Annotated in this window: 22 protein-coding genes; 11 read left to right on the plus strand and 11 right to left on the minus strand. The window is 44.6% G+C overall.

Annotation, left to right across the window (positions count from 1 at the left end):
- Positions 1–1323: 1323 nt before the first annotated feature.
- Both GTQ38_RS19310 and GTQ38_RS19315 read left to right on the plus strand, forming a co-directional pair.
- Positions 1324–2382, plus strand: a complete 1059-nt coding sequence (locus GTQ38_RS19310) for a sensor histidine kinase (protein ID WP_161437224.1) — start codon at positions 1324–1326, stop codon at positions 2380–2382.
- Positions 2379–3110, plus strand: a complete 732-nt coding sequence (locus GTQ38_RS19315) for a LytR/AlgR family response regulator transcription factor (protein ID WP_161437225.1) — start codon at positions 2379–2381, stop codon at positions 3108–3110. Before GTQ38_RS19310 ends, GTQ38_RS19315 begins: the two co-directional genes overlap by 4 nt.
- A 62-nt stretch (positions 3111–3172) precedes the next feature.
- Here the strand turns inward: GTQ38_RS19315 and GTQ38_RS19320 are convergent, their stop codons facing one another.
- Entirely contained in the window at positions 3173–3547 is a 375-nt protein-coding gene (locus GTQ38_RS19320; RefSeq protein WP_161437226.1) for a DoxX family membrane protein, read from the minus strand.
- 264 nt (positions 3548–3811) lie between these two features.
- On the opposite strand from GTQ38_RS19320, the gene GTQ38_RS19325 reads away from it, so the two are divergent.
- Entirely contained in the window at positions 3812–4693 is an 882-nt protein-coding gene (locus tag GTQ38_RS19325; RefSeq protein ID WP_161437227.1) for a tetratricopeptide repeat protein, read from the plus strand.
- A gap of 1 nt (position 4694) precedes the next feature.
- Here GTQ38_RS19325 and GTQ38_RS19330 read toward each other — a convergent pair whose 3' ends face one another.
- Both GTQ38_RS19330 and GTQ38_RS19335 read right to left on the minus strand, forming a co-directional pair.
- Positions 4695–5480, minus strand: a complete 786-nt coding sequence (locus GTQ38_RS19330) for an SDR family oxidoreductase (RefSeq protein WP_161437228.1) — start codon at positions 5478–5480, stop codon at positions 4695–4697.
- A 16-nt stretch (positions 5481–5496) separates the two neighbouring features.
- A complete protein-coding gene (locus GTQ38_RS19335; protein WP_161437229.1) occupies positions 5497–5814 on the minus strand; it encodes a cupin domain-containing protein in 318 nt (105 codons plus the stop codon).
- A gap of 99 nt (positions 5815–5913) precedes the next feature.
- Here GTQ38_RS19335 and GTQ38_RS19340 point away from each other — a divergent pair, with 99 nt between their 5' ends.
- A complete protein-coding gene (locus tag GTQ38_RS19340) occupies positions 5914–7275 on the plus strand; it encodes a UDP-N-acetylmuramate--L-alanine ligase (RefSeq protein ID WP_161437230.1) in 1362 nt (453 codons plus the stop codon).
- An 80-nt stretch (positions 7276–7355) separates the two neighbouring features.
- On the opposite strand, the gene GTQ38_RS19345 is transcribed toward GTQ38_RS19340, so the two are convergent.
- Positions 7356–7805, minus strand: coding sequence for a DUF1569 domain-containing protein (locus tag GTQ38_RS19345; protein WP_161437231.1), 450 nt, complete (start codon positions 7803–7805; stop codon positions 7356–7358).
- 62 nt (positions 7806–7867) lie between these two features.
- Here GTQ38_RS19345 and radC point away from each other — a divergent pair, with 62 nt between their 5' ends.
- The 6 genes from radC (at position 7868) to GTQ38_RS19375 (ending at position 13594) form a co-directional block, all read left to right on the plus strand.
- Positions 7868–8566 carry a RadC family protein gene (radC, locus tag GTQ38_RS19350; RefSeq protein ID WP_161437232.1) on the plus strand — a complete coding sequence of 233 codons (699 nt, stop codon included), beginning with the start codon at positions 7868–7870 and terminating at the stop codon, positions 8564–8566.
- Positions 8567–8667: 101 nt separating this feature from the next.
- Entirely contained in the window at positions 8668–9915 is a 1248-nt protein-coding gene (locus GTQ38_RS19355; RefSeq protein WP_317169094.1) for a polysaccharide deacetylase family protein, read from the plus strand.
- Positions 9908–10597, plus strand: coding sequence for a YjjG family noncanonical pyrimidine nucleotidase (locus GTQ38_RS19360; RefSeq protein WP_161437234.1), 690 nt, complete (start codon positions 9908–9910; stop codon positions 10595–10597). Before GTQ38_RS19355 ends, GTQ38_RS19360 begins: the two co-directional genes overlap by 8 nt.
- 84 nt (positions 10598–10681) lie before the next feature.
- Complete coding sequence (locus GTQ38_RS19365; protein ID WP_161437235.1) at positions 10682–11233, plus strand: lamin tail domain-containing protein; 552 nt, start codon at positions 10682–10684, stop codon at positions 11231–11233.
- Positions 11230–12687 (plus strand): DUF5723 family protein, encoded by a 1458-nt coding sequence (locus GTQ38_RS19370; RefSeq protein ID WP_161437236.1) that lies wholly within the window; start codon positions 11230–11232, stop codon positions 12685–12687. The genes GTQ38_RS19365 and GTQ38_RS19370 overlap by 4 nt, the downstream gene beginning before the upstream one ends.
- A 13-nt stretch (positions 12688–12700) precedes the next feature.
- Entirely contained in the window at positions 12701–13594 is an 894-nt protein-coding gene (locus GTQ38_RS19375) for a hypothetical protein (RefSeq protein WP_161437237.1), read from the plus strand.
- Here the strand turns inward: GTQ38_RS19375 and GTQ38_RS19380 are convergent.
- The gene (locus GTQ38_RS19380) at positions 13591–14868 is read right to left on the minus strand and encodes a replication-associated recombination protein A (protein ID WP_161437238.1); all 1278 of its coding nucleotides are present in this window, start codon (positions 14866–14868) and stop codon (positions 13591–13593) included. The two genes, GTQ38_RS19375 and GTQ38_RS19380, sit on opposite strands and share 4 nt — an antisense overlap.
- Before the next feature lie 208 nt (positions 14869–15076).
- Between GTQ38_RS19380 and GTQ38_RS19385 the strand changes: the two genes are divergently transcribed.
- On the plus strand, positions 15077–15823 hold the full coding sequence (locus GTQ38_RS19385; RefSeq protein WP_161437239.1) for a rhomboid family intramembrane serine protease: 747 nt from the start codon (positions 15077–15079) through the stop codon (positions 15821–15823).
- Positions 15824–15832: 9 nt separating this feature from the next.
- On the opposite strand, the gene rlmB is transcribed toward GTQ38_RS19385, so the two are convergent.
- The 6 genes from rlmB to GTQ38_RS19415 form a co-directional block, all read right to left on the minus strand.
- On the minus strand, positions 15833–16570 hold the full coding sequence (rlmB, locus tag GTQ38_RS19390; RefSeq protein ID WP_161437240.1) for a 23S rRNA (guanosine(2251)-2'-O)-methyltransferase RlmB: 738 nt from the start codon (positions 16568–16570) through the stop codon (positions 15833–15835).
- A 66-nt stretch (positions 16571–16636) separates the two neighbouring features.
- On the minus strand, positions 16637–17977 hold the full coding sequence (locus tag GTQ38_RS19395; RefSeq protein ID WP_161437241.1) for an aryl-sulfate sulfotransferase: 1341 nt from the start codon (positions 17975–17977) through the stop codon (positions 16637–16639).
- 76 nt (positions 17978–18053) lie between these two features.
- Positions 18054–18794, minus strand: coding sequence for a hypothetical protein (locus GTQ38_RS19400; RefSeq protein WP_161437242.1), 741 nt, complete (start codon positions 18792–18794; stop codon positions 18054–18056).
- Between the two features lie 58 nt (positions 18795–18852).
- Positions 18853–22197: an FG-GAP-like repeat-containing protein gene (locus GTQ38_RS19405; protein WP_161437243.1), complete on the minus strand. Its 3345-nt coding sequence runs from the start codon at positions 22195–22197 to the stop codon at positions 18853–18855.
- 137 nt (positions 22198–22334) lie between these two features.
- Positions 22335–23201 carry a hypothetical protein gene (locus GTQ38_RS19410; protein WP_161437244.1) on the minus strand — a complete coding sequence of 289 codons (867 nt, stop codon included), beginning with the start codon at positions 23199–23201 and terminating at the stop codon, positions 22335–22337.
- A 13-nt stretch (positions 23202–23214) separates the two neighbouring features.
- Complete coding sequence (locus GTQ38_RS19415; protein ID WP_161437245.1) at positions 23215–24888, minus strand: SusD/RagB family nutrient-binding outer membrane lipoprotein; 1674 nt, start codon at positions 24886–24888, stop codon at positions 23215–23217.
- Between the last annotated feature and the right edge of the window lie 15 nt (positions 24889–24903).

Below are 24903 nucleotides of genomic sequence, written 5' to 3' on the forward strand. Positions count from 1 at the left end.
CAGTTGCTTTAGCGAAGGAGGACTGCCAACTGCGAACTGCCCGCTGCCCACTGAAACCGGGGGCCTAAACCCCGCCCCAATCTTAAATTAATCCCGGACACTGCAATGTAAAAGCAGAAAAGGTGATTTGTTGATTTGATGGTTTGTCAATTTGAATATTTGAAAATGTGAAAATGAGGAAATGTGAAAATGTAAAACTGTGAAACCGCCTCCTATCTGTTGATTTCATCCTCCGTAGCTTTAGTGAAGGAGGACTGCCAACTGCCAACTGCCCACTGAAACCAGGGTTCTAAACCCCGCCCTAATCTTAAATTGACCTCGGACACTGCAATGTAAAAGCAGAAAAGGTGATTTGATGGTTTGTCAATTTGAATATTTGAAAATGTGAAAATGTGAAAATGTGAAAATGTGAAAATGAGGAAATGTGAAATTGTAAAACCGTGAAACCACCTCCTACCTGTTGATTTCATCCTCCGTAGCTTTAGCGAAGGAGGACTGCCAACTGGCAACTGTCCACTGAAACCAGGGTTCTAAACCCCGCCCTAATCTTAAATTGACCTCGGACACTGCAATGTAAAAGCAGAAAAGGTGATTTGATGGTTTGTCAATTTGAATATTTGAAAATGTGAAAATGTGAAAATGTGAAAATGTGAAAATGAGGAAATGTGAAATTGTAAAACCGTGAAACCACCTCCTACCTGTTGATTTCATCCTCCGTAGCTTTAGCGAAGGAGGACTGCCAACTGGCAACTGTCCACTGAAACCAGGGTTCTAAACCCCGCCCCAAATTCAAGTTAATCCTTGGTACTGCATTTTAAAAGCAGAGAAGACAAAGATTAGGTTGAAGTACAAGTATAAGTACAAGTTTAAGTGTTAAGTAAGGCAAACTGTTTACTGTTTACTGCCTACTGCAAACGGCCTACTGCCAACCGCCAACCGCCAACTGCCTACTGCGAACTGCCCACTGACACCAAACCGTTCGCTATTACATTTTTACCGCTTGTCATAATACCGTTTCCCGGCCGCTGATTACAGTATATATTTGAATAAGAAATGAGATAGAAACCATTAAATCCAAAAGTTATGGTCACTTTAGCAAAATTGGTAATCACCTTACTTTTAAGTGTAATCCTTTAAGAAGTACGATATGAGAATTCAAACCGCTACCCTGAAATTATCGTTGAGATCTTTTGCTGTATTCACCTCAGTGGTCTTGATAATGTTTGGCTTGGGATTCCTTGTTGGTAAGGGCCTCTATTATCTTTTCAATTAATGTTAATTGATTCTGGAATACCCTATATTTGAGGCTTTCCGCCAAATGTTATGGAATTATCTGCAACCAAGCGCAATCGCATATTTTGGCTCCTTCAATTTCTGGGTTGGGGATTTATAAATGCATTCTCCTTTTTTCTTTTCACGAAAGTCAGTCTTGAATTCATCATTTTTTCTATTCTTTCCGGAATTTTTATTGGTGTTTTCACTACCTCCTTACTTAGAAATTACCTTAAAAAACAGAACCTCTTTGACCAGTTTGGACTTAAGGAAATCCTTAAGATTGCCATTTCTACTGTTTTGTGCTCGGCTCTTTACGGCTCTATGAGTTTCGCTGCAGGATTCTTCTATGGAAAGTACATGCCGACCGTAGATGAGATTGAAATCAAAATACTTGAGAATTATAACAGTTTTTGGCTCATAGCTGTTAATTCCCTCTTTATTATTTTCGTTTGGGTGGTTTGCTACCTGGTCATAAAGCTATTGCTTAAACTGAATGCAGACCGCATAGAACGCCTGGAACTGAATACAACCTTGAAACAGGCACAGTTAAATACCCTCAAGGGCCAGATCAACCCGCATTTTATGTTTAACAGTCTGAACAATATCCGGGGGTTGATGCTGGAGGATGTTGAGAAGTCGAGGGATATGTTGACCAAACTTTCGGAAATGCTCAGATATTCACTTACCCAGAATGACGGGAATGCCATTGCCCTGGAACAGGAACTGGAGATGGTGGAGAACTATATTGACTTGTCTAAAATTCAGTTTGAGGACAGGCTTCGCTTTGAGAAAGACATTGACCCAAAATCTCTACACCTCAGTATTCCCCCAATGATAGTGCAACTGCTGGTAGAGAACGGAACCAAACATGGAATATCCAAACTCAAGCAAGGCGGGACCATTGCGCTAAAGACCAATGTTGAAGAAGATCAACTGACCATTCGCGTTAGTAATACAGGAAGCTTGAAAATGGGTAAGAATACCACGCAATTAGGGCTAAAAAATATAAGGCAGCGATTAAGGCTGCTATATGGCGAAAGGGCCACTTTTGGGCTAAAAGAAGAAAACGGAGAAGTAGTGGCAACCATAAAGATTCCGTTATCATGAGCAAAATAAACACGGTAATTGTTGAAGATTCCAGACTTGCCAGGAACGAGCTAAAGGAGATGATCAAGAAATATTCCCGGATTTCGCTTGTCGGGGAGGCTGAAAATGTGGATCAGGCTTATGAGCTCATAAATGAAACAAGGCCAGACCTGATCTTTTTGGATATCAATATGCCGGAGAAAGATGGTTTTGAACTGCTTGAAATGCTGGATGAGGTTCCCATAACGGTTTTTACTACCGCTTTTGACGAATACGCCATAAAATCCTTTGAGTACAATGCCCTGGACTATCTGCTAAAGCCAATAAATGAAAAGAGATTTGCTGTCGCGATGGAAAAAATTGAGGCCAGACTGGAAGCCATGGATTCTAAAAGCTCCGGGCATGAATCGCGCCTCACAGATAAAAGCCAGATCTTTATTAAGGATGGTGAAAAATGCTGGCTGGTACGCATAGAGGAAATCCTCCTTTTTGAGATCGTCGGAAACTATACCCGTGTCTTTTTTAAGGAAGAGAAACCAATGTTGTACAAGTCTTTAAACCAGGTAGAAGAAAAACTTCCTCTTGCCAACTTTTTCAGGGCAAATAGACAGCAAATCATCAATATTAACTTCATCAAGGAAGTGGTTCCCTGGTTCAATGGAAAGCTGAAGTTGACCATGACCAATGGGGAAGAGGTAGAAGTATCCCGTAGGCAATCCTACATTTTTAAAGACAAGATGAGCCTTTAATACCAAAAAAAAACGGCCCCCTGAGGGGACCGTCCACAAATTGTTTCAGGGATATAAATCAGTTAACCAGCGAGTAAACTCTGGTATTTATCCTTGTACCCAAAAAGTACTGCTATATTTAGTACAATGAGTGCAACCGCTCCTCCTATACCCTCTGGTGCAAGGGCAATATGAAAGAGTATTGCATTTACGGAAACACTCATCAGAATTAAGGCCATTAATGCTCCGTACTTATTAAAGATCAGGGCTAAGCCCGCTACAATCTCCACAATAGCCACGAGCGAAAGGGTATTGGTGCTCATCATTGCCCCGAAGTAGGCAGCGACATCGTCACTAGGTTCTCCCATTGGAATAAATTGTAAGAATTTGTTCAGGCCAAAGACCAGGACAAACAGGCCAAGAAGGATCCTGATGACCATAAAAACTTTAGAATTCATAGGTTTTAGTTTAGTTGTTAACACAATAAATGTACGCAAAAACCGTCAATATGGTAAAATTTATAAGCTTTTGTTGAAATAATCACAAAAATTTAAAGTTCTAGTACTTCTGCCAAACCAGACTCGAATAGTGATCCAAACAACCTGCTTTTAAAGCCGGTCCGGTCGATTTTTATAGGTTGATTGGCATTATATTATTTCAATTAACCAGGCATTTAAGGAATCAAAAGAGTTTTCGACCAAAAAGGAAAAGAATTAAGCGCTATGAAATTGAGGTTTCTCTTAGTAGTTCTGGTATTCGTTACCGGCTTATCGGCTCAGAAATCTCCCGAACTGCATCAAATAGAAGAGCTCATAAGTTTGGGTAAATTTGAAGCGGCGGAGTCCTTATTGCTTCAAGCTGTTCAAAACAATTCAACCCCTGAATTACAGGACAGGCTGGGGGAAGTTTACGGATTTCAGCAAAAATGGGATAAAGCCATAGAAGTTTATTCCCAATTGTCAGAATCCTTTCCTCAAAATGCGGATTACAGCTTTAAATATGGTGGTTCCCTTGCAAAAAAGGCTCAGAATGGCAACAAATTCAGGGCACTGACCCTGGTCAGCAAAATAAAGTCAAACCTAAAACGCGCCGTAGAAATAGACCCCGGGCATATTCAAGCTTATTGGGCCTTGGTGGATCTCTATGTTTCCCTTCCAGGGATTTTGGGTGGCAGTAATTCCAGGGCGATGGAATACGCCAAGCGCTTACAATCTATCTCTACCCTGGATGGCTACCTCGCCACGGGCTATGTTTACGAGTATGATGATAAACCGGAACAGGCAAAAAAGGCATATATGCAAGCCCTTCAGTTACTCGGGAATTTCAAAACACTAAGCCGCAACCAATTGCATTATCAGATTGGGAAGATCTGTGGCACCTACGGAACCCGAATAGAGCAGGGGATATGGCATATGCGGCAATACATCGAGAACTATACTGCCTTGGATGGTGTACCTCTGGAGTGGGCGCATTATAGAATGGCCAAACTACATCGGAAAAACGGTGCTACGGACAAGGCATTAGCAAGTATTGAAAATGCACTGAAACTGAAGAATTCTTTTGGTCCGGCACTGGAGGAAAAAGAGAAGATCTTATCGCCCTAGACTAGAGGGATTTAAGCAGCCCACCATCTATGGGAATATTGATCCCGGTGATATAGGAGGCCTTCTCAGAGGCCAAAAACGCGACCAAATAACCGTACTCACGGGGGTCACCAATACGTTTCATGGGCACCTGCTCTTCCATATTGGCCCGCACTTCACTTTCAGCAATACCGAGTTGCTCGGCCTTTTTAGCATTCAGATCTGCTATTCGCTCCGTATCAAAATAACCTGTAAGTATATTGTTAACGGTGATCCCGTCCCTGGCAACATCGGTAGCCAGAGTCTTGGACCAGGTGACCACCGCTGCGCGGATGCTATTGGAAAGTGCGAGATAAGAAAGGGGTTCTTTTACAGAAATTGAAGCCACATTGATAATCCTTCCCCAGGACTGTTGCTGCATATGCCTTAAGGCCAGTTGGGTAGTAAAGACTACGGATTTGAACAACAGGTCGAAGGCCTCCTGGTAATCTTCAACCTCTTTTTCCAGACTACCACCGGCTGCCGGTCCCTGAGTGTTGTTCACGAGGATATCAACTTCATTTTCGGCAAAATAAGTTTCCATGGTTTTCCGGTATTCGGCAAATCCCGAGAAGTCTACCTTTAGATAACTGTGCTGTTGTTCTTCCGTTGAGGGTAGAGATTTCACAATCGCTTTCAGCTTATCTTCGCTCCTGGCCATGAGGGTAACACTTGCTCCGCTGGCAGCCAATTGCTCTGCAATGGCCCTGCCAATACCACGGCTACTACCCCCGATCAGGGCTTTTTTGCCTTTAAGGGAAACCAACATAATACAGCTGATTTAATTATTTATACTCTTCGCGTACCGGACTAAAAACGTCCAGAAGTCTGCATGGGGTAAGGGCTTTACCTCCATGAGGGGTATGGGCTGGGATCACCACCAGTTCGTCCGGGCTATATACCTTGGTAACGCCGCCTACAGTAAATTCAAAACGACCCTCCAATACCTGCATGATCTGCTCATGCATATGGGAATGTTCAGGTACTACCGCACCTTCTTCCACCTCCCAGAAAGCCATAGACATGTTTTCCCCGTGAACCATTTTTCCGTGGTAGCCGGGCATAATTTCCTTTGATTTAATTTCAGAAAGCTTGATATCCATCTCCCGAAGTTTTTACGAAGATAAAAAGAATCTCAGCACCCTAAAAGCGGTTTGCCGGGCACTTTTCAATCCCTATCTTTACGCCATAATTCGGTTTAGATGCACATCCATTTTATAGCAATCGGGGGCAGTGCTATGCACAACCTGGCCCTGGCCCTGCACGAAAAGGGCTATCAGATCACGGGGAGTGATGACGTCATTTTTGAACCCTCAAGAGGAAGACTGGAGAAAAAGGGATTGTTGCCTGCCAAGATGGGATGGTTTCCGGAACGCATAGACAGCAAACCGGACGCAGTGATCCTGGGAATGCATGCCAAGCCGGATAATCCTGAACTTCTCAGAGCACAGGAATTAGGGATAAAGATATACTCCTACCCGGAATTTTTATACGAGCAATCACAACACAAAACCAGGGTAGTCATCGGAGGGAGCCATGGCAAGACCACAATTACTTCGATGATATTGCATGTACTTCAATATCACGGAAAGGAAACAGACTACATGGTAGGTGCCCAGCTGGAGGGTTTTGACCGGATGGTACATCTTACTGAAACCAATGATTTCATTGTTTTGGAAGGGGATGAATATTTGTCTTCTCCGATTGACAGACGCCCTAAATTCCACCTATACCAGCCCAATATCGCGTTGCTCAGTGGGATCGCATGGGACCATATCAACGTATTTCCCACATTTGATAATTATGTAGAACAATTCCAGATCTTTATTGACAGTATTGTACAGGGAGGAAGCATCACCTATAACGAGGAAGATAGTCAGCTGAAAAAGCTGGTGGAGTCTTCGGATAAAGCCATTCGGAAGTTTCCGTATGTAACGCCTGAATTCTCGGTTTCCGATGGAACCACACTGCTACAAACCCCGGAAGGCCCCATGCCAATAGAAGTCTTCGGAAAACACAACCTGAGCAATCTGGCTGGTGCAAAATGGATCTGTCAGCAAATGGGAGTTGATGAAGACGATTTTTATGAGGCCATTGCCTCTTTCAAAGGGGCTTCAAAGAGGTTGGAAAAGATCGCGGCGGGAGCCACTTCTGTGGGGTATAAGGATTTTGCCCATTCTCCAAGTAAGGTGGCAGCGACTACACAAGCCGTAAAAGAACAGTACCCGGACAAAAGGCTGTTAGCCTGCCTGGAATTGCATACCTATAGCAGCCTCAATTCGGAATTTCTGCAGGAGTATAAAGACAGCCTGGAGGCTGCAGATGAGGCAGCAGTATTCTATTCCCCTGAAGCCATCAGGATCAAAAGGCTGGAAGAAGTGGATGCCGAAGACATTATGCGGGCATTCGGACGAACGGACCTAAGGGTATACACAGACCCAAAAAGCTTTAGTGACTTTTTGTTCGAGCAGTCTTTTAACGATACCGTTCTCTTGTTGATGAGTTCCGGAAATTATGGAGGGTTAGACTTATCAGCCGTTGCAGCGGAGGTAGAAAAGTTCTAAAGCCAAATAGACCTGTTCCTTAACCAAGCCCATGGGATTCCACGCCATTTAAAACTTAAAACTTAGCAATCATAATTTCCTCAAACGCCAAATTGCCTGAGGTGATGATCCAGGTGTTTGTATTGCAATTTCCCCCATTGCTCATGGGTAAAATCTCCGAAGGCGGGATGAGGATCCCAGGAAGTTTTGTTCTTGGCTTGATGGAATTCCGTTACCAGTTCAAGGAGTTTTGGCTTTTCTTCAGCAAAATCCTTTGGCGTAACTACCTTATACTCCTTTGCAGTAGGTTGGTTTGGCTTCCAGGGTTTGTCATCATACAAGGAAGACTTGAAACTTTTATAAAGCAGTTTCATAAAGAAATTGGGCTTTTTGAAGGCCTGTTTTCCCAGGCCCACAGCCAGCGGATTCCGGCAGTGATTTAGCATTTGCGCCACATCCATTTTACCCCATTTCGCAGGAGAATCCGGACGCAAATTGTCTATGCGGGTCACAACTTCCTGGTAGACAGAATCATCAAAAATTGATTGCATATTTTCCTGGTATTTTCTGTGAGAAATGTACAATTTTTTTGTGAGTTACGTATCTTTAGAGTATGCAAGAACAGCTTACTTCTTTTACTATAAAGCAATGGTCTGACGATGACAAGCCGCGGGAAAAACTGCTCAGGAAAGGACGCTCAGTAGTATCCAATGCTGAGCTGCTGGCGCTGTTGATCGGTTCTGGAAGCAAGCGGGAAAATGCTGTGATACTCGCAAGAAAGATACTTGCGGAAGTAGATAATGATCTTGCGGCTTTAGGGCGGCTTTCTGTTGCCCAACTTATGCAGTTTGAAGGCATTGGAGAAGCAAAAGCGGTAACTATTGCCGCGGCCCTTGAGATTGGCCGAAGACGGCAGGGAACAGATATCAAGGCGGTCTCCCGAATCAACAGCAGTTCAGATGCTTACAAATTACTCTTTCCAATGCTAAGTGAGCTGGCCCACGAAGAGTTCTGGATCGTTTATCTCAATAATTCCCATAGGGTACTTCATATTGGCCAGCTGAGCAAAGGAGGCATAACAGGCACATTGGTAGATATCCGCCTTGCCATGAGACAAGCCCTTGAGTACGGGGCGGTTGCCCTTATTTTAGCCCACAACCATCCTTCTGGCACCTTAAAGCCCAGCAGGGCCGATAAAGAGATTACCGCTAAGTTGAAAACAGCCTCCGAGGCCTTGGATATTAGGATCCTGGATCATATCATACTGGGCCAACAGCAATACTTTAGTTTTGCAGATAGTGGAATGCTCTGAAACCGTTTGCCCGGTAGGGTCGGGAATTTGTACTTTTGGCTTTTCGTCATTCTATGTTACTGATCTATACCCATAAAATAACGCCACGCTTCAGCTACATAATGCGGCATCTTTTTACAAGGGTATTGGGGATAGATGTGACATTTGCTACCAAGGTCGAGGATTTCATCAAACATACCGGACCAAAAATTACCTATACCAAGCAGCCATTGCAGAATGAGTTTTTTGTTCGAAGCACGGATCTACTTTTTGAACAGGGCGTTAATGATTTCGATATTACAATGGGTGACTGGGAAGGGATACCTTGCTTTTTTACCACTGGTGAGCGAAGCAACCTGCCTTACGATATTTTCGCCGCCAGCTTTTATCTGATCAGCAGGTACGAAGAATACCTTCCACATCTGAAGGACCTTCACGGCAGATTCCCGCCAGGGGAAAGTTTCGCGAGCAAAAATGGCTTTCTGCACCTACCTGTAATCGATATTTGGGCATTTAAGCTTAAGCAAAGCCTGGTAAATCGATTTCCTCAGATTATAGCCAGCGACAGGTTTTACACTTTTAAACCCATAATCGACGTGACAACCTCTCATTGCTATTCAAACAGGGGGTTGTTTCGAGGTTTGGGGGGGCTATTGCTAGATCTGGGAACTTTCAAGTTCAAAAGGGTAGGGCAAAGGATACTGGTATGGTTCAACGCGAGAAAGGACCCTTATGACAACTTTTATCCCTTGATCGATCTTCATAAGAAATACGGTGTAAAAGCGATGTTCTTTTTTCAGTTCGCTTCCTATTCTACCTATGACAAGAACGTATCCCCCAACAACAATAACTTCAGATACCTGATCAAGTCTGTGGCAGACTACGGGGTTGTCTCCCTGGCGGCATCCTACAGTTCATTCAATAATAACGAATTGCTTAAGACCGAAAAGAAAAGACTTTCAGAGGTGATCAACAGGCCGGTAAAGTATTCCAGGTTGCGTTACAATCGAGTGGATATACCTGCTACCTACCGAAACCTGATAGAAACCGAATTTACAGACGATTACACCATGGGCTATACCCATGCAATTGGCTTTAGGGCAGGTACATGTAGCCCTTTCTATTTTTATGACATTGCCCTGGAGACCCAACAACCCATTAAGGTCCACCCGTTTGCGGTTCACGATTATGCACTTACCACGCTTAATACGGAGGAGGAGATCATGCAAAAAATGGATCATATGTACCGGCAGATAAAGCAGGTGAACGGAAATTTTATTGCCATTTTTTCCAATGAATTGCTGGGTGGGGATCACAAAGTGGACTGGATGGACCTCTATAACAAAGTGATACAGAAATACCATGTTTAAAGGCGTAGTAACCGATATATTTTTTGACCTTGACCACACCTTGTGGGACTTTGATAAAAATTCTGCTCTTACCTTTGAGCAGATCCTGCAAGCCCAAAATATTGTGGTTAATCTACCCGACTTTTTAGAGGTATATGTACGGCTTAACCAAGAGTATTGGAAGTTGTACCGTGAGGAGCGCATCACTAAGTCTGAGCTGAGATATGGGCGATTAAAACGTAGTTTTGATGCCCTGGGTTATCCGATATCCGACAACACGATCGACCTTTTGGCTCAGGAATACATAGCGCATCTTTCATCCTATAACAACCTCTTTCCAAACACTATTGAAATTCTGGAATATCTGAAACCCAATTATCGGCTTCATATTGTTACCAATGGCTTCCAGGAGATACAAGAGAAGAAGCTCAGGAATGCGGACATTCTGGATTATTTTGACCAGGTCGTGAATTCAGAAATGGCAGGGGTAAAGAAACCAAATCCCAAAATTTTTAATTTGGCTTTGGAGAAGGCCGGGGTCTCCGCGCTAAACTCCCTGATGATAGGCGATAACCTGGAAGCAGACATACTTGGGGCACAAGCTGTGGGCTTTCATACCCTGCATTTTAACCCACAAGACGAACCGCTGCACGAATACTGTGAAATCATTCAGGACCTTAGTGAAATAAAAAACTATTTGTAGAGTTATATAAGATGAAATTAGATTGTAACATTTACCCAAAAATGGATGTCAACCCGAACACGATCATTTTAAAGGTACTCTACAATGAAAAAAAACCTTCTATACCTCTTTGCGGTATTAACAATTGTTGCCAGTTTCAGTGGTTGTTCGGAAAAACAGGATTTTGATCAATTTGACGATCTTGACATCACTCCTACGGTCGAAGCGAGTATAATTTACATTGAATCTCCGGAAAACCTTATAAACCTTGCGGCTGGCATAAACTTTTTTACAGGCGATTTCAATTTCGATGCCTTTAATGAGGATTTTGTGGCAGAAAGAGTTTTGGAAGGCCTGGTGATCTACGAACTGGAAAATACCACAAGCAAACCTATAGATGTCTCTTTCCAATTTCTGGATGCTGCGGGGAATATTCTGGACACCGAGTCCTTCTCCATTCCACCCGCACCCACAGCGGTACTACGCCGCGAAGTGGCCTACGGGGGAGCAACGGGAAGAAGTATTGATATTATTACGAATACCTCGGCGATCAGGGTAAACGCGATAAACCAGGGTGATAGTACCAGTGTTTCAAGTCTCCCCGACCCTAAAATAATCTTACGTTCAAGCGCCCAATTAAGGATTCGCCTAAAATGAAAAGAATCCATCTATTTTGTTTTGCCTTATTTATAGGGTGCTCAGGATTGTTTGCTCAGAATAAACAGCTTCTATACGATTTTGTAGAAATACCCCAGGCATTGATGGTCAATCCTGGAATGCAAACCGACTTCAAATGGTATGCGGGGGTTCCCTTATTGTCCGGACTTTCCGTACAGGCGGGTACGAGTGGGTTGAGTGTACATGACATATTCGCTGATGACGGCCTTGATATTAATGACAAGGTAAGAGAACGTGCGGTTTACGGGCTGAATACACGGGATATGATCGGAACAACAGTTCAGATAGAACTGTTAAGCGGAGGTTTTAGGCCCGCCAACCGCCCAAAGGACTTCTATTCCTTTGGGATCTATCACGAGACGGATTTTGTCAATTACTGGCCACAGGACCTGGCGTTTTTGGGCTACGACGGTAATGCCAATCAGTTGGGAAGACGGTATCGGTTGGATGACCTGAAATTAAGGGGTGAAATATTAAATGTCTTTCATTTTGGGATCAACAGGGAGGTCAATCCTAATCTTACGGTAGGAGCACGCGCTAAGATCTATTCAGGGATCCTGGATTTCAACAGTACGGCCAACGAAGGTTATTTTGTTACCAATGAGGGTCAGGAGAATTTGTTAAGCAGTACCCTGGTCTCCGATATGCAATTGCGTACCTCCGGATATGAGGAGATCAAAGAAGCCCTGGACGACGACGTACCGGGAGACAACGGTACCAGACTAAGGGATGTTTTTGTTAAAAGGGGCTTTTTGGGTGGTGACCTCGGGCTCGGACTTGACTTGGGTTTCAGTTACAACCTCAATGAGCAGACCACCATCACAGGTAGTGTGCTGGATATAGGCTTTATTTACCACTATTCCGACCCGAAAAATTATACGCTTGAAGGACAAGCCACAACCGAAGGGGTACGGATCATTCTGCCCAATGCCCTTGTAAATCCCAGCGGGGATTTCTGGCAAGACCTGGTAGATGAGATAGAAGAACTTGTTCCCTTTGAGGATAACACGAATAGTTATATCAATTTCAGGCCAACTAAACTCTACGGGTCCATCCGGTACAGCTTTGGCGAACCAGACGGGACAGCTGAAAACTGCAACTGTGATTATCGCGTCTCAGGAAGCCGCAGCAGTGGTATCAGGTACAGGAACAGTCTTGGAGGCCAGCTATTTGTAATTAACCGTCCCAGAGGGCCACAGGCCGCGGTGACCGCATTCTACCAGCGCCGTTTCGGCAGGGCGCTTTCTTTGAAGGCTACTTACACCGCTGATAAGTTCACATTTACCAATGTTGGCCTGGGGTTAAATATGCAGGCCGGACCGGTTAACCTATACCTAATGGCCGATAATTTATTGGCCTATCAAAATATTGCTGACAGCAATTACGCTTCTTTTCAATTCGGATTAAATATTATATCTTGGGATCGGAATTGATATAATACCCTTCATGAAAAAGCTTTTTTTCTGTGCCTTCATGGCCGGAGTCTTCCTAAGTCAAGCACAGTCTCCTCTTGATCCTTATAAGTACGTTATCGTCCCTAAAAAGTTCTCAGCGTTCAAAAATGAAAATCAACATCAGACAAGTACCCTTATTAAATATCTGCTTACGCAAAGAGGTTATAATGCAGTGTACGAAGGTGACCTTCCGGCAGATCTTGCCAGTGACAGATGCCTTGGCGTTGTAGCGCACTTAGAGGACAATTCTTCGCTTTTTGCGACAAAGACAAGCCTGACATTCGAAAATTGCGAGGGTAAAGAGGTTTTTATTACCAAAGAAGGACGGAGTAAGGAGAAGGAGTATAAGGCGTCCTATAGTGAAGCCATTCAAAATGCCTTAGAGTCCTTTGACGGGATGGAATACGTGTATACCCCAAAAAACAAGGATGCAGACCCTGCACCTATAACGGTTAGCTTTAAGAACGATATCAAAAACCTGGAAAAGGAAACGACTAAAGAAGTGGCGCAGGAAGCAACAACCGAAGCTGATCCGGTGGTAAAACAGGTAGCGACACCGGAGGAACAAAGTTATGAGAACAAGGCACCGCAGCCTTCTGCCATGACAAAGGCGGACAGCCCTATGGTCGCAACTTCCACATTGGATCCGGCTAAGATCACCGTAATGGATGAGGTTTGGTATGCCCAGGAATTGGCAAACGGATATCAGCTGGTAGACAGCGCTCCGAAGATCCGGCTAAAATTAATGCGAACTTCCATGCCGCAAGTATATTTTGCGGAAAATGAAGAAGTAAGGGGCATGGTTTACCAAAAAGGCGGAAAGTGGATTTTTGAATACTACGAAGAAGGCGAACTTAAAGCGAAAGAACTCAAGCTAAAATTCTAAAGCTCATATTTGTCTTTCCATCGGTTTTCTAAAAACTCTTTGATGGCTTTTTCCCTGGAATTTTTGCCGGGGATGTAAAAGGACGTCCCGGAGATCTCTTCCGGCAGAAACTCTTCCGCTACGAAATTATTGGTATAGTCATGTGCATACTTGTAGTCTTTCCCATAACCCAGGTCTTTCATGAGTCGGGTAGGGGCGTTCCGCAGGTTTAATGGAACGGACAGGTCGCCGGTTTCCTCCACTTTCTGCTGTGCTTTTTTGATGGCAACATAGCTGGCGTTGCTCTTCGGAGAGGTAGCCAGGTATACCGCACATTGACTCAGAATGATCCTGGCTTCAGGATATCCTATGGTGCTTACCGCCTGAAAAGTAGCATTCGCGATGACCAGGGCGGTTGGATTTGCCAATCCGATATCTTCGGATGCCAGTATTACCAGGCGTCTGGCGATGAATTTCACATCTTCACCTCCGGCAATCATCCTGGCCAGCCAATACACAGCCCCGTTAGGATCACTGCCGCGTATGGATTTGATAAAGGCCGAAATAATATCGTAATGCTGCTCTCCGGTTTTGTCATAGAGCACAGTGTTTTTTTGCACTTTACGCATTACCAGTTCATCCGTGATACGTATGGGGTCTTTTTCCTCGGAGTTTACAACCAGCTCAAAAATGTTGAGAAGTTTACGCCCGTCCCCACCTGACAGCCTGAGCAGTGCCTCGGTTTCCTCCACTTCAATCTGCCTGGACTTCAATATCTCATCTTCCCTTAAGGCCCTATTGAGCAAGGCCTCCAGGTCTTCCTTACCAAAGGAATTCAAAACATATACCTGACAACGGGAAAGAAGAGCCGGGATAACTTCAAAACTCGGATTTTCCGTGGTGGCCCCAATGAGGGTGATCCAGCCTTTTTCTACAGCACCAAGCAGGGAGTCTTGCTGAGACTTGCTGAAACGATGGATTTCGTCAATGAACAGAATAGGGTTTTTGGCGGTGAACAAACCGCCGCTTTGCTTGGCCTTCTCTATTACTTCCCGAACATCTTTTACACCACTGCTTATAGCGCTGAGCGTGTAAAATGGTCTTTGGCTTTCATTGGCAATGATCTGGGCAAGGGTTGTTTTACCGGTGCCCGGCGGACCCCAGAAAATAAGGGAGGGGATCTGTCCGGTCTTTATCTGATGCGTAAGCGAACCCTCTTTGCCCACTAAATGGGGCTGGCTGATATAATCCTCAAGCGTTTTTGGACGTACGCGTTCTGCCAGTGGTTCGTTCATGGCGTAAAATTAAGAAATGAACCTCAATTAATGCTTTGGCTGCGGGATTAGTTCAATAATCTGTTCGAATACATTGTGGTGAAACCTCCTTCGCTAAACCCCTTATTTTTTAAGGATGGACGGCAGATTTCCCAAAAAAGCAAATGACAATTTATCAGGTTTAAGGGTTGTGGCCGACTAATTGCATTCTAAGTTGTAAATTCAGGTTGTGTCAGACGAGAGATATTTCCGCTTTTCCAATCGGGTGCTCATTGCCCCGATGTTGTCTATATTGCTTATCTGGTCTGTTTTCTGGTTTGAGATCCGATTTCAGGTAAATCTGAATGATCTTGGGATCTATCCCAGAACACTATCCGGGCTGAAAGGTATTCTCTTAAGTCCGGTACTTCACGGTTCCCTGGAGCATTTATACAATAACACCCTACCACTGTTGATTTTAATGGCATCACTCTTCTATTTTTACCGGGATGTTGCCCTAAGGGTTGTGTTGATTGGCATTCTGTTCTCAGGGATACTTACCTGGATAATCGGAAGGCCTTCGTTCCATATAGGTGCAAGCGGGGTAATTTATGTGTTGGCAAGCTTTATTTTCTTCAAAGGGATCTTTACCAAACACTACAGATTGGTGGCACTTTCCATGATGGTGGTTTTTCTCTACGGGGGCTTACTTTGGTATATCTTTCCTATAAAAGAAGGGATATCCTGGGAAGGACACTTGAGTGGTTTTATTACCGGCCTGTTACTTGCCGTATTTGTTAAAACAAGCGTACCCAAACCCGTAAAATATGTCTGGGAGAAAGAGGACTACAACGAGGAACAGGACGACTTTCTTAAACATTTTGACGAAGACGGGAATTTTATTGAGAATATTGATGAGGAAACCGGCGATGCGAATGCTGAAATTAAGATCACCTATCACTACAAGAAAGACAGGAAATCACCGGATGAGAAATAAGAAGGTGTTTTAAGCTAAACGTTGTCGTAACACTTCGTACAAAAATACCCCACAAGCCACGGAAACATTAAGGGAAGCGATTTCTCCCAACATGGGAAGTCTGGCCATATGGTCCACAGTTTTTAGCACCGATGGAGAAACACCTTTATCTTCTGCACCCATGACAATGGCCAGAGGTACATTTAACGGAATGTCGTACAACGTATCCTTGGTTTTCTCAGTGGCGGCGACAACACTTAGCCCGGATGACTGAAGATAAAAAATGGCATCTTTGAGGTGGTCAACCTTAGCGATAGGTATTTTAAAAGCGGCGCCTGCAGAAGTTTTTATGGTATCTGCGGTAAGCGGGGCAGAGCCGTGTTTTGGAATAATGATCCCATCTACTCCGGTACATTCTGCCGTCCTGATAATGGCCCCAAAGTTGCGAACATCCGATAGCTGGTCCAAAAGGAGAAATAAGGGAAGTTTTCGCTCCTCGATCACCTTTTCAACCAGATCCTCAAACTGGTGAAAGGCAATGGGCGAAATGCTGGCAACAACCCCCTGATGATTTTCCGTGCTAAGGCGATTTAGCTTCTCTACAGGAACATAGGAGGTACTTATTCCCTTTCGGCGAACCAGGGTTTCCAATTCTTTGGATAGCTCTCCTTTGAGTCCTTTTTGAATAAATACTTTGTCTACAGGCTCTTCCGCATTGATTGCTTCAATAATAGCCCTTATGCCATAAATCCTATGGTGTTCTTTCATTTGCTGAACTAAGGTATTAGGAAATATTTTCCTGAGAATGGGGCAATATACGAATATTGATCCCTATTACAGTCCCAATGCCTGGATTTCCGGAGCATCTTTGTCATAATGATAAGCCCGCCAGAAGAATCCGTTTTGACTGAACTTCCAGACCACCTCCCCATCCCGGGTCACTTCCCAAATCCCAAAGTCACCTTCGGTGATCATCACATTGCCATTGGGTAGTTTTACGGCTCCCGAAACCCTTGGAGCAAAAAGATCAGGGTCAGTAAAGCTCCATACAACCTCTGGTTCGTTATCCACTCCGCTTTCCAAGCTGAAGGTTTCCGGCATCTGCAGTTCATACACTATGGACTGATCAACCTCTTCCGCCATACGGTTTGAGAATATGAGCATTCTTCCGAGGTCTTCGCCGGAGAGAAGATTGGGGAAATGATTGTTGTAAAACAAACGCTCTCCTGCAGTATTCTTATAGGCCTCAGGATTTCCAAATCTATAGATCAGGTCGCCTCCTTTGCCGTAATTCCCACCGGAATCGGAGGCAGCTTCTGCCGTGGTCGTGCTGTGATCTATCACCCATACTTCGTGATAGAAGTTGACACTAATAAAGATGAGGTCGTTCACCGCATCATAGGCGATACCGTTGGCATGCATAATATCGCCTTTCTCATTTGGGACATAGTTAAGGTCAATCAATTGTGGATTTCCAGAGATCACCCCAAAGTTTTCTTTAGTATCGTCAATATCCTGTATCAGATGGTCCCAGGCATGCCATTCCCAGACAATCTCATCAGTTTGCGGGTTTACCTCTATTACAGCCTCCGGAAAGAGATCAATACCGAGATCAGATCCTGCCATTTCCGCTTCCTCCAGGCTGCGCTTTTCCCACACCAGGGCTATGACGTTACCGTTGGGTAAAAGTTCTGCATCGTGATGGGTTTCCGCATCTTCTGAAGAGTAATTGAAATTCCATTCAATCTTGTTATCCGGAGCGATGAACTGTAGTTTTCCGCCCTGGCCACCAAGGGTTATCTTAGGGTCATCTGCTTCCAAAGAGGCCAGTAAATTGCCATTGGGAAGTAAAAATACGTCGTTACCGATATTGTTGCTGAGCTCCCATTCCTGCAGCAAATTAGCTTCCTTATCCATAAGATAAACCCGGTTAGCCGCCGCATCGTTCACAAGGACGTAATTATCTGCGGTAAGTTCGGGATTCAGCGCTTCGATGACCCCCAGAGGGTCTTCCTCTTCCTCCTCCTCCGGATCCGGATCATCCATGCCCGTATCCTGATCCGGTATAACTTCTGGTTCGGGTACAGGACTGTCGTCACTGGAACAGGACAAAGTACTGAGGGAAATGGCCAAAACGATGACCAGAGAACACAGCAAACGAGATAAACGCCTCATACGGGATACATTAACTTACGTTACTAATCCCTTAAAAACCAGACTGTCTCTCCCTATTTTTTAAGGTAAAATGATACTATTTCAGGTAAGCGAAGAACTTGATCAGGTCCGCTTCGTTTTTGAGGTCAAGCGAGTTGTCCTTGATATAGCCGCTAAGTGCTTGCTTATCACCGCCCACTGCCTTGATCAGTTGATTCTTCTTTAGCAATATCTCATCAATCCGATCTACTCCATTCTTCTGCATATAGTACTCCTCGAAGTGGGCAAACCTGTTAGGGGTGGCTTTGACAAAGGAATTCTGTGCCGGGCTACCCTCTGTAAACTTTACATGTGTTCGCTTGTAAAGGTCAAAGGTCTCTCCGTCGTGAAGTAAGGTAAGGTATCCATTGGTGGTTTTACCCTTTCGATCGATAAAGGTTTTAAAGCTCATAGGCTTACCGTTATTGTATATGCTGATATTCTTATCACGGCCCAGGGCTCTGATACCCTCTTCCAGAAGGTTTTGTTGCTTAATTTCTACTTCCTCATTCAGCGCGTTATAGCGGTAAAAAAGTGAACCTACCTCTTCGTCGCGATAGAAGATAGTGGTGGGCCTGAAATTATCGTCCACATATGGAGATCCCTGAAATTCTTCAACTTCCAGGGTCCGCTTTGCGTCGGCTTCAACAATTGGGCCCAATAAACTCGCGATGGTCGCAGAAGCTATTCCCTGGGTGTCACCACCTGCGGATAAGTTAGTGGCTAATTGACCGGAATACTGGGCGCTTGCAACACTTACAACAAGTCCCATAACGAAAAAGCTAATGTATCTCTTCATGTCTCAAATTTTATCAAATATACGGATTAACGCAAAGAATACGGTGGTTTTTCACCAATTATTTCCTTTGCTCAAACAGCAGGGGAGTACCATTATTTCTGGCCGCCAGAAGGTATTTGGAGCCACTGAGTTCTATGAATTTTATATCCTTGATATTACCAGGTAAATACAAGCCCGAATTGAAAGCGTCCTCCGAAATATAGCCATTGTTTCCGTCGGAGAATAAAACGGTACCTGAAATAGCGTCCAGGCGAGGTGTCTCCACCTCTGTTTCATAAATATTTCCTGCAACCACCAGGTCTTCGTACCCGTCCTGGTTCAAATCCCTGGCTTCAATAGCCAAAATAGGGTGTTGTTGGGCTTCTACAGGAAGTGCTTTCTTTTCAAACTTAAGGTCTCCCAGATTGATCAAAACAACGGATTGGAATTCAGTAACCTCCCTGGCATAAGAATCCTCTAATTTACCTCCGTAGACATCTTCAAGTGAAGCATTTGCAAACTCCTGATAACTTTGGAACTTTTCTTTGATAAATGGCATTTGCTGCGAAGAGCACTCCCTTCCGCGTACCGGTACGTAGGTCCCTTTGTATTTTGAACTCAAAACCACGTCGTTGGTCCCATTCTCATCAAAGTCCGTGGCATATACCTTAAAGGGTTTTTCAGTTCCGGCTTTAAACTTTATGTTCAGGCCGGCATTTCCCAAAACATAGTCCTTAAGACCGTCATTGTTGACATCCGTTTCAGCCACTGAAAACCACCATCCTTTTGAATCCAGGATGCCGTCTTCGTCCACAAACCTTTCAAAAATGCCTTCTTTATTCTGAAAAAAGCCTATTGGGCTCCATTCTCCGACAGCAATGAAATCATCCCAGCCATCGTTGTCAAAATCAGACACGATCAATTGGTTAATGATCCCAAAATCTGCCAGTCCCGCTGCATTCGATTCGGTGACATCCGTGAGGGCTCCATTATCATTTCTAAGCAAGGTAGAAGCAGCGTGCTTTGGATAATTCTTTGGGATAATCCTGTTTCCTACCAGCAGGTCTTCATCCCCGTCCTTGTCAAAGTCGATGGCTATTACAGATTTACCGCTTTTTGGATACCTGCTAAGTATTTCGCTGTTCAGTTTGGAAAAGTTACCCTTGCCGTCATTGAGATAGATCCTGTCCGCATACAGTGAGGAGAAGGCCTCAAACTCATTCCCCCCGCTTACCACATAGAGGTCCATATCCCCATCGCCATCAAAATCAAAGAAGGTAGCGGCGGTGTCTTCATAAAGCTGATCATTTTCTATGGCTGATGAGGTGATCTTTACGAAGCCGCTGTTGGTCTGGGCGTACAATTGCCCGGATTGGCCGGAAGCCCCTCCAATATAAAGGTCCTCTTTTCCGTCCCCATTGACATCCCCGCTGGTCAGAGATGGACCTAAGGTAGATTGTTTATAGGGCAGCAGTATCTCTTTTTCAAAGTCGTCATAAATATTTTCCCGATGCTCAAAATCCAGGTTAACACGCTTAGGGTCTGATTGAACAAAACGGGTGCTGCTGGCCGGAATGTCGGATGATTTAGACCTGGCGTCCGCTTTGTTAAAAGTGAGGAACTGGTTTGCGGGAATATGGTATTTCTCTATAAGCTTTCCGTCCGGCCATTCAATCCTAAGGGTATCTACCTGACTGGTTTTGCCGAGGCCGAAATGAGCCACTTTATCATGCGCAGACATATATCCGCGTACTCTTTTGGTCTCTATGAACTGGGTTTTATCACCGTATGTAATTGTGATCCTGGCCGGTGTCTCGGATGTCATACCGTCTGTCTTGACCTTCAGGTAATTTCCCAAGCCTCTTTCTGTAGCCGTATTCTGATATAGAAAGGCACCTTCGTCCATGTTGTTTACCACAAGGTCCAGATCACCATCGTTGTCCAGATCGCCGGTTGCTGCGCCATTGCTAAAGGAAAAGTCGGCCAACCCCCAATCCCTGGCTACTTCCGAAAAACGAAGCCCGGAATCATTGCGGTACATGATGTTAGGTAGTTTTTCGGATGGCATGGCATTGTAAAGCTCCCTTTTCAATTCCAGGGGCATGTTCTGCCCGTAACGCATTTTGGCCTGATAGACTTTTTGCTGCAGGTCGTTGTCCAGGGCGTATCTGCGATATCCGTTCGTTACGAAGATGTCTTTCAACCCATCCTGATCAAAATCAGACATCAACACGGACCAACTCCAATCTGTTTTTGCCGTTTGAGTAAGTTGAGCGATATTGTTGAATTGATCATTCCCGAGATTGAGTTGCAGGGAATTGAACATGTATTGGTAATGAAAACCGGCTTCTTTGGTCAGATAGTCAAAACGGCGGGTATTCATGGAGGCCATCAGGGTTTTGGCCCTGTAATGATCGCTGGAGGCCATATCCAATACAAAGATCTCCTGTCTGGCGTCGTTATTAAGATCCGCAATATCCATTCCCATACCGTAGTAGGAGATCTGGTTGGTAAAGTCTTTGATCCTGTCCGAAAAGGTGCCATTCTTATTGTTGATGAAAAGCGCGTCCGGAATGTAGTAATCACTGGCGATGTAAATATCGGACCATCCGTCGTTGTTAATATCGCTCACCATCAGGCCCAGGCCAAAGATCGGTCTTTCAATCCCGGAACTTTTGGTCACATCTACAAACTTACCACTGTCATTCCTGTACAAATGCGAAGAATTAAAATACTCAGTCTCCGGGGACTGGCCCACCATTTTGTAAAGGCTTATAGGATCTACACCGTATAGTTCGTTTTCATTCATTACAATACAGTCCAGATCGCCATCCCTGTCAAAGTCAAAAAAGGTAGATTGGGTGCTTATCCCCATATCATCAAGCCCAAAAGATGCGCCCTGTTCCAGGAATGTCTCGTTTTTCTGGTTGATGAAGAGCAGGTTCTTCCTTTCCAGTCTGGGATTGGGTCCGCCCTGAGATACATAGACGTCCATCCAGCCGTCCTGGTTTACATCCGCAAAGGTGACTCCGTTAGACCACACTTTCCCCGAATTGATACCAGCCTTTTCAGTGACATCCTCGAAGGTCATATCGCCCCTATTCATAAAGAGTCGGTTTTCCACCTGATTCCCACAGAAAAAGATATCGAGCAGGCCGTCATTGTTAAGGTCTTCCATACCTACACCTGCACCGTTGTAAAAATAGTCGAAGTTAAAGAGGTTCTCAATGGTCTCCAGGTTTTCGGTAAGTTGATTAGAAAAGACCACACCGCTTTTTTCCGGAGCTATTTTTTTAAAAAGGGGAGGTTGTTTATCCTCGGTTGATTTTTCCAGCCCGGTATTTTCGGTAACGGCATCATTGCGTTTACAGCCAGAAAAGGTAAGCAGCAATACAAGTATATAAAAGAACAGTCTTACAGTCATAATCACTTCAGCAAAGCAAATTTTATTGATCGCAAAATTAACAATTATCCCGGGATACCTGGGATTTTGTGAAAGTTGCGAAAAAAAGGAGACCGCACAGGCGGTCTCCCCTTAAAGCAAATTCAATTTTTCCTAAATCAGATACAAATACTCAGTGTAATTACACCCGGATTAGGACTAGGGCCATCTTCAACCGCCAGATCTCCTGTCGGCCCTATAATATCATAAGTGTGTTCACCTTCAAAGTTACCGGGAGTGTACTCAAATATCAGCTCAGTAGTTCCAACGGGAACATTGATATCGAAAGAAGCTTCTGAACCGTCATCGATGGTGTACTCAGTGGCTGTTCCATCAATAGTTACAGTGATAAAAGCACCATCCCAACCGTCTCCAAAGCTGTCGTTCATGTTTATCTCATAATCACCTGGAACAGGAGCAGTAGGTACACACTTTATAACCAGTCTGTAAAGGAAGGGTGAACTAAAGAAGGATCCTGTGATCGTACCGGTGTTGTCGGTATTGGTGAAGGTTCTGCCGTCCGTGAGTGTCAGTAAAAGCCTGAACTCAATGGCATCCCCTCCATCAAACTGACCAGCAACCAGTCCGAGTGCGGACAGGGCTTCGGCGAAGGTGCTTGATACACTTGCTCTGGGTAGTCCAAACTCACCAGTTTGGAATTCCGAAGCATTGATCGTTTGTACCAGGACTTCAGCCGGTGCAACTGTTCCGTTGCCTTCCGTATTATCGTCAAAGCCGACGAATAGATCTACTTTCTCCAGTAATGCGCCATCTTCCTGATCCTGCTCCTCAAATTCAAGGCTCCAGGAGGTAGAGGTGTCGTTTCTGTCAAAGAAGGTACCTTCCTGAGAAACTGTTCTGAGGACAGCCCCTCGGGTAACATCAGCTGTGATATCATCAAATGGCAGATCACCATCTTCACATCCGATCATTAACATTGCCAATGCTATTGCGGATGACTTTAAAATGTTTATATGTTTTTTCATCTCAATCATTTATTTAGTTAGCAGGTGGAAATGTTGGACTTGCCGGATTGGTATCCCAGAACACCTGAGTGTTCAAATCCGTTCTTTGCGACAGATTCGGGTTAGTAAGAACCTCGTTCTGTGGTAGCAGGAAAGTCCTTGGGAATGGTCCCGGATCTGGTTCCCAGCTAGGAGATACGGTTGTTGGGAAGCCTGTCTTACGATAGTAGTTGTAAGACTCGGTTCCACCGCCGTAAAGTGCGATCCAGTACTGCTCTGCAAAGATATTTTCCTGATCATCTCCGGTTGCCGCGTTGAAATCTGCAATCACTCCGTCTATATAAGCGGTTACATCCGCCTCAGAAGGCTCAAAAGATTTGTCCGCACTTCCGTCAAGCGCTCCAAAACCTTGTACTTTGGCAATAGATTTTTCCATTCCCGCTCTTAGGAAGGCAGCTTTTTCTGTTGCGCTGGCTGCCATCGCACCTCTCATGAAATCCACATATGAGGCTAAGAGGATCGGCTCTATTCCGGCACCGCCACCTCCAAGTCCAAGACCTACTTCGCCGAAGCTACTGTCATCAAATAAACCTGCTGCAGGATATACCCCAACTGCGGTTCTTTTGAAGTTATCCGGAGGAGTACCTTCGTCATTACCGTGAGAACGTCCCCAATAGCCGTTAGCAACGCTACAATAAGTAAAGCCATCGTAATGCGGAGGAGGAACTACCAGTGAACAGGCAAGATCTTCTTCGTTTGGAGGAACACCTGTAGCTCCGGGAGTAGCATCTACCTGTCGGTAGAAGTAGTACCTGATCCTTGGATCTGCAAGCTCTAACATGGTTTCCATCAACCAGTTAGACTGATAGATATTAGCACCACTTGGCGTATAGTCGTCTATATAATCAGGATGCCTGTTATCTGGCTGCAGTTCGCTGGTTCCGTACTGGAACTCAAAATCATCTTCGGAATCCGAAATGAAGTTGCCTCCGCTGATGATACTGTTGAAAGCAGCAGTATCTCCGGTATTGAAATAAGAACGAAGTCTTATGGTATTGATCAGCTTGATCCATTGATCAGTATCTCCATCGTAAAACAGATCGGTAGCACCTTGAGTAGCCGGACCTGAAGCGAGCAAGGACTCAGCTTCGTCCAAAAGGCCAAAGGCTGCTGTGTAGATCTGCTCTCCTGTGTCTAACATTGGTGTTGGGAACTCTACCGGATTAGCCGCCTGGCTCCAGGTCGCAGTTCCGAGGTAATCCGCTAGCAGGAACAACATATGCGCTTGTAGCACTCTTGCAACTCCTATGTGGAAGGAGTAATCAATGTCTGAAGTCTGATCGATCTCGATAAGGTTATTGACATTCGTGAAAATGCCCACTTCCTGAAGCAATCCATCACCCTCTATAAGGTCTTCACTACTATAGGTACGTGCCCAAATGTCATCAAAAGTATCCCCTGGCAGTTCGTTGAAGTATATCCTACCAAAGAAATAATCAATACGGGTCAACTCCGCACCATTATCACTAATGTCATCCATATTAACAGCGTAAGCCAGCTGGATGGAATTCAACAGCAAATTAGGATCTGCCTGATCTGCTGCAAGGTCGTTTGGACTCACTCTTAGGTCCAGGTCTGTCGTTTCACAAGAAGTAACAAAGCTTCCCGCGATAAGTACAACTGTGAAATATTTAAATATTTTTCTCATAATTCTGTATCACTA

The sequence above is a fragment of the Poritiphilus flavus genome (assembly GCF_009901585.1).
Classification (GTDB): Bacteria; Bacteroidota; Bacteroidia; order Flavobacteriales; family Flavobacteriaceae; genus Poritiphilus; species Poritiphilus flavus.

Coding starts and splice junctions, on each gene's coding strand:
- GTQ38_RS19310 (WP_161437224.1), top strand. CDS start 1,324: ATGGAATTATCTGCAACCAAGCGCAATCGCATATTTTGGCTCCTTCAA.
- GTQ38_RS19315 (WP_161437225.1), top strand. CDS start 2,379: ATGAGCAAAATAAACACGGTAATTGTTGAAGATTCCAGACTTGCCAGG.
- GTQ38_RS19320 (WP_161437226.1), bottom strand. CDS start 3,547: ATGAATTCTAAAGTTTTTATGGTCATCAGGATCCTTCTTGGCCTGTTT.
- GTQ38_RS19325 (WP_161437227.1), top strand. CDS start 3,812: ATGAAATTGAGGTTTCTCTTAGTAGTTCTGGTATTCGTTACCGGCTTA.
- GTQ38_RS19330 (WP_161437228.1), bottom strand. CDS start 5,480: ATGTTGGTTTCCCTTAAAGGCAAAAAAGCCCTGATCGGGGGTAGTAGC.
- GTQ38_RS19335 (WP_161437229.1), bottom strand. CDS start 5,814: ATGGATATCAAGCTTTCTGAAATTAAATCAAAGGAAATTATGCCCGGC.
- GTQ38_RS19340 (WP_161437230.1), top strand. CDS start 5,914: ATGCACATCCATTTTATAGCAATCGGGGGCAGTGCTATGCACAACCTG.
- GTQ38_RS19345 (WP_161437231.1), bottom strand. CDS start 7,805: ATGCAATCAATTTTTGATGATTCTGTCTACCAGGAAGTTGTGACCCGC.
- radC (WP_161437232.1), top strand. CDS start 7,868: ATGCAAGAACAGCTTACTTCTTTTACTATAAAGCAATGGTCTGACGAT.
- GTQ38_RS19355 (WP_317169094.1), top strand. CDS start 8,668: ATGCGGCATCTTTTTACAAGGGTATTGGGGATAGATGTGACATTTGCT.
- GTQ38_RS19360 (WP_161437234.1), top strand. CDS start 9,908: ATGTTTAAAGGCGTAGTAACCGATATATTTTTTGACCTTGACCACACC.
- GTQ38_RS19365 (WP_161437235.1), top strand. CDS start 10,682: ATGAAAAAAAACCTTCTATACCTCTTTGCGGTATTAACAATTGTTGCC.
- GTQ38_RS19370 (WP_161437236.1), top strand. CDS start 11,230: ATGAAAAGAATCCATCTATTTTGTTTTGCCTTATTTATAGGGTGCTCA.
- GTQ38_RS19375 (WP_161437237.1), top strand. CDS start 12,701: ATGAAAAAGCTTTTTTTCTGTGCCTTCATGGCCGGAGTCTTCCTAAGT.
- GTQ38_RS19380 (WP_161437238.1), bottom strand. CDS start 14,868: ATGAACGAACCACTGGCAGAACGCGTACGTCCAAAAACGCTTGAGGAT.
- rlmB (WP_161437240.1), bottom strand. CDS start 16,570: ATGAAAGAACACCATAGGATTTATGGCATAAGGGCTATTATTGAAGCA.
- GTQ38_RS19395 (WP_161437241.1), bottom strand. CDS start 17,977: ATGAGGCGTTTATCTCGTTTGCTGTGTTCTCTGGTCATCGTTTTGGCC.
- GTQ38_RS19400 (WP_161437242.1), bottom strand. CDS start 18,794: ATGAAGAGATACATTAGCTTTTTCGTTATGGGACTTGTTGTAAGTGTT.
- GTQ38_RS19405 (WP_161437243.1), bottom strand. CDS start 22,197: ATGACTGTAAGACTGTTCTTTTATATACTTGTATTGCTGCTTACCTTT.
- GTQ38_RS19410 (WP_161437244.1), bottom strand. CDS start 23,201: ATGAAAAAACATATAAACATTTTAAAGTCATCCGCAATAGCATTGGCA.
- GTQ38_RS19415 (WP_161437245.1), bottom strand. CDS start 24,888: ATGAGAAAAATATTTAAATATTTCACAGTTGTACTTATCGCGGGAAGC.